The sequence below is a fragment of the Peptoniphilus sp. genome, from assembly GCF_034090345.1.
In the GTDB taxonomy this organism is placed as follows: domain Bacteria; phylum Bacillota; class Clostridia; order Tissierellales; family Peptoniphilaceae; genus Peptoniphilus.
Genome location: NZ_JAXDSS010000038.1, coordinates 1 through 3,885, shown reverse-complemented (window position 1 = coordinate 3,885; position 3,885 = coordinate 1). Strand labels below are relative to the sequence as shown.

Genomic DNA, 3,885 nt, shown 5'->3' with positions numbered 1-3,885 from the left:
TGTAGGAGAAAAAATAGAAGATTTACAAAAGTTTGAAATGGATTCATTTATTGATGCCATTTTAGAGTGAGGCGCAATATGTTCAGTAGACCATCTAGAATTGAAATAGATTTAGATAAAATTGAAAAAAATATAGAAGCTATAAGAGGTCATATCCCTGAATCAACTAAGATTATAGCTATAGTAAAAAGCAATGCTTACAGTATGGGAGATGTTGAAATAGTAAGACATTTAACAGAAATTGGAATTTCTAACTTTGCAGTAGCGGCTACATCAGAGGGAATAAGAATAAGGCGTGAATTTAAAGATGTTGAAATATTAGTATTAGGATACACTCCAGAATATCTATATGAAAGTTCAATAAGAAATAATTTGACTTTTACAGTATATAGTTATGATGCAGCTAAAAAGATGGATGAAGTATCAAAGAAAATTGGAATGACTACTAATATTCATATAAAGATAGACACAGGAATGAATCGTTTAGGGTTCAAACCAACAAATGAAAGTTTAACTGAAATAGAAAATATTTCAAAACTATCCAATATAAATATAACTGGTATTTTTTCGCATTTCGCAGATTCAGAAGCTAATCCGGAATTTACAAAGATTCAGTTTTCAAAATTTATTGAGTTTACAGAGAGATTAGAAGCTAAAGGCATTGAGTTTGGTATAAAACATATAAATAATACGGGTGGAGTATTTTCTTATCCAGAATATTCATTAAATGCAGTTAGACCCGGTATAGCTATATATGGGACACATGATGGGGATATAGAAGAAGCATTAAATTTTGGATTAGAATTTATCGCCAGTATAAAATCTGAAGTTGCTCATGTGAAAATGATTCAAAAAGGTGAGGGCGTTAGCTATGGCTTAGTATTTAAAGCTGAAAAGCCAACTGAGGTGGCAACTATACCAATAGGTTATTCAGATGGGCTTTTAAGAACTATGTCAGGGAAGATAGACGTTCTTATTAAAGGGAAAAGATGTCGTCAAATAGGAGTTATATGCATGGATCAATTGATGGTCGATGTAACGGGAATAGAATGTGAAGTTGGCGATGAGGTAGTATTGGTTGGAGAACAAGGGTCTGAAAAAATTTGGTTAAATGAATATTCAGAAGCTGCAGAAGAATGTAATACATCATTTTTAACACATTTGAGCCCTAGACTTTGCAGAGTATACACCAAAGATGGAAATATAATAAAATCTACAGATGAAATATTAAATTAAATAATTAGCTCCTTTTAGTTGAGTTCGTTAGAATGAAAGTAAAAGGAGTTTTTTATTGTTTATTTATACTAGTATCCTATTGAATTGAGAAACTTAATTGGTCTCTATGAGCAGTATCAAACAGGTGATGTTGTAGAATAGATGATTCTATTCTACAACATCACCTTAACATTGTCATCATATTATAAAGGTGGAAATTGTATTTTTCCCAGATGAATATTTTTTTGTATCTTTAGGATAAATTCCCTTATACTTTTTATAATATGAAGTGAACTTGCTATGAGAAGAATATCCTACAGCTTTTGCAATATCCTGTATTTTTAAAGTTGAATTTAATAAGAGATTTTCTGCCATATTCATTCTTTTTCGTTGAGTATATTCGGTAATACTACATTGATATTTTTCTTTAAATAATTTTTTTAACTTAGTACCACTCATCATAGCGATTTTTTCAAGTGTTTTCTGTGAAACATCTAAGGCATAATGATCATCAAGATAGTTTGCTACGTTTTCAAGAGTAATATTATCATCAGGAGAAATATGACTTTCTTTTTTATTTAAAAACGCATCTATTACAATGCTAATCCATTCTTTGGCTTTTGCTTCAAAAAATATTTCTGCTGCCGGGGAGATCATTTTGCAGTTTAGAATATCTTTAGCAATAGGTTCTAAAGAGTTCGTGATAATGGCTTTTGTGTCTTGAAAGATATGAGAATATGAAATGTTTTTTGAAACTTTCATGGAAGATATGCAGTCTTTTATCATTTGCGGTTTAAAGTTTATAGCAATACCAAGGTATGGAGAGTTCTCATGTAATAAAAAACGATAATTCTTTTCTAAATTTTCTATGTCTAAAATATATAAAGAATTCGATGATAAGGTTTGATATGGGTTAAAACTCTCACCGCTAGCACTAATGATATAAGAAGATGAAAAAGTCATAAAATTTTTTATATCCGGAAAACTGGTGTGGATAATTTCTTTTTTTACAAAGAAGTCGTGTATATCAATTATAAAATTTTCAGATTCATAAAACCAATATAAACCTTCGATTTCATCATTATTTACATAAAAAGTATGCCCAACATCACAATATTTCTTATTAACAAAACTTTCAGATGCTCCAAGATATTCTTTTACAAAATTATAATAGTCTTTCATAGAATTCCTCCTTTTAGCCCGGTTGGACATTATCCCTAATAGACAAAAATACTGTATTCTCATTGTATCATAATTTATGAAATGATACAATGAGAGCAAATAGATGAGAAATATTTAAATTCAAATTTAATATAAGGAGAATAATATAATCTAAATGGGATAAAATAAAAGTTGAATCTAAAATCTAAAATTTAAAATAATAGGAAAGGAGAGCTTTGTTTTGAACGATAAACAAAAGAAAACACCAATTTTAAAAAGACTAATGCCATACGCAGGCAGTAAAGGTATTATGCTTTATCTTGCCATGCTTTTGTCTGCTGCATCAGGAATTATGGTATTAATGCCTATGGTTTATATTCATAAAATAATAAGCAGTATTGTACTTGGCGAGGGAATACAGATTGACATTATAAAACAAAATGCAATTTATGGGGCAGCCTTTGCAGCGGGGGGATTAATATTATACTTGGGAGCACTTATTTTATCACATTTATTCGCTTTTGAAGTTGAGGATAATATCATTAAGCTTAATGTAAAAAAAATGATGGATAAGCCTCTTGGATATTTTGAAAATAAAGAGAGTGGGAGACTTAGAAATGTTATAGTTTCGGGTGCGGCAGAGACACATTCTTTTTTAGCACACCAACTTCCCGATATGGCTATGACCATTGTTACTCCATTAGTTCTTCTGGTATTCTTTTTTGTATTTGATTGGAAACTGGGTTTAGTAAGTTTGGTGCCGATGCTGATTGGTATGGGGCTAATGGCTACCATGATGACAAAAGATGCTAAGGAAGATAAGGAGGAATACTATATGGGATTGTCAACGTTATCGGCTGAAACTGTTGAATATGTAAGGGGAATACCGGTAGTAAAAACTTTTGCACAAAGCATTGAAAGTTTTGATAGACTTTATTCGCTTATAAATAAGCTGACCAATATAGTTATGAAAATGACTATGAGATGGAAAAATAAAATGTCTATTTATGAAACTATAGTAAGTTCGACAGCCTTTTTTTTGGTACCTACAGCAATTATTTTTATAAACACCGGAGGAGATGTTCGTCAGGTAATTGGCAATTCAATTATATATTTTTTAATTGGACCTACTTTTGGAGTGTTTATTATGAGATCTGCTGTTATATCTCAATATTCTTACTTTGCAGAATCGTCTTTAAATAAAATAGAAAATATTTTGAATTATAAAGAAATGCATTATGGAGATAAATCCGGAGAAGAAGTTAGCTTAGAGTTTAAAGATGTATCTTTTGCATATGATGACAACAAAGTTGTTGACAATGTTTCTTTCAGTGTAAAAAAAGGAGAAACAGTAGCTCTTGTTGGTCCTTCCGGTGGTGGGAAAACAACAATTGCTAAGCTTGCTGCAAGATTTTATGATCCTCAAAGTGGAGAAATTTTCATTGGTGGAATTAATATCAAAGAATACGACAAGCAAACTTTAATGAATAAAATTTCCTTTGTATTTCA

General features: G+C 30.6%; 3 protein-coding genes. 2 read left to right on the top strand and 1 reads right to left on the bottom strand.

The genetic code is table 11. The annotated features are described in order from the left end of the window. Window positions 1–78 precede the first annotated feature (78 nt). Window positions 79–1,236, top strand: coding sequence for an alanine racemase (gene alr, locus SOR77_RS03035; protein ID WP_320635717.1), 1,158 nt, complete (start codon window positions 79–81; stop codon window positions 1,234–1,236). A 177-nt stretch (window positions 1,237–1,413) separates the two neighbouring features. Here alr and SOR77_RS03030 read toward each other — a convergent pair whose 3' ends face one another. Further along, on the bottom strand, window positions 1,414–2,397 hold the full coding sequence (locus SOR77_RS03030) for an AraC family transcriptional regulator (protein ID WP_320635716.1): 984 nt from the start codon (window positions 2,395–2,397) through the stop codon (window positions 1,414–1,416). Window positions 2,398–2,617: 220 nt separating this feature from the next. Between SOR77_RS03030 and SOR77_RS03025 the strand changes: the two genes are divergently transcribed. Beyond that, window positions 2,618–3,885 (top strand): ABC transporter ATP-binding protein (locus SOR77_RS03025; RefSeq protein ID WP_320635715.1); only part of this gene is annotated, 1,268 nt, incomplete at its 3' end.

Excerpts from the sequence above, each read along its gene's own strand:
- alr (WP_320635717.1), top strand. The coding sequence starts at position 79 with ATGTTCAGTAGACCATCTAGAATTGAAATAGATTTAGATAAAATTGAA.
- SOR77_RS03030 (WP_320635716.1), bottom strand. The coding sequence starts at position 2,397 with ATGAAAGACTATTATAATTTTGTAAAAGAATATCTTGGAGCATCTGAA.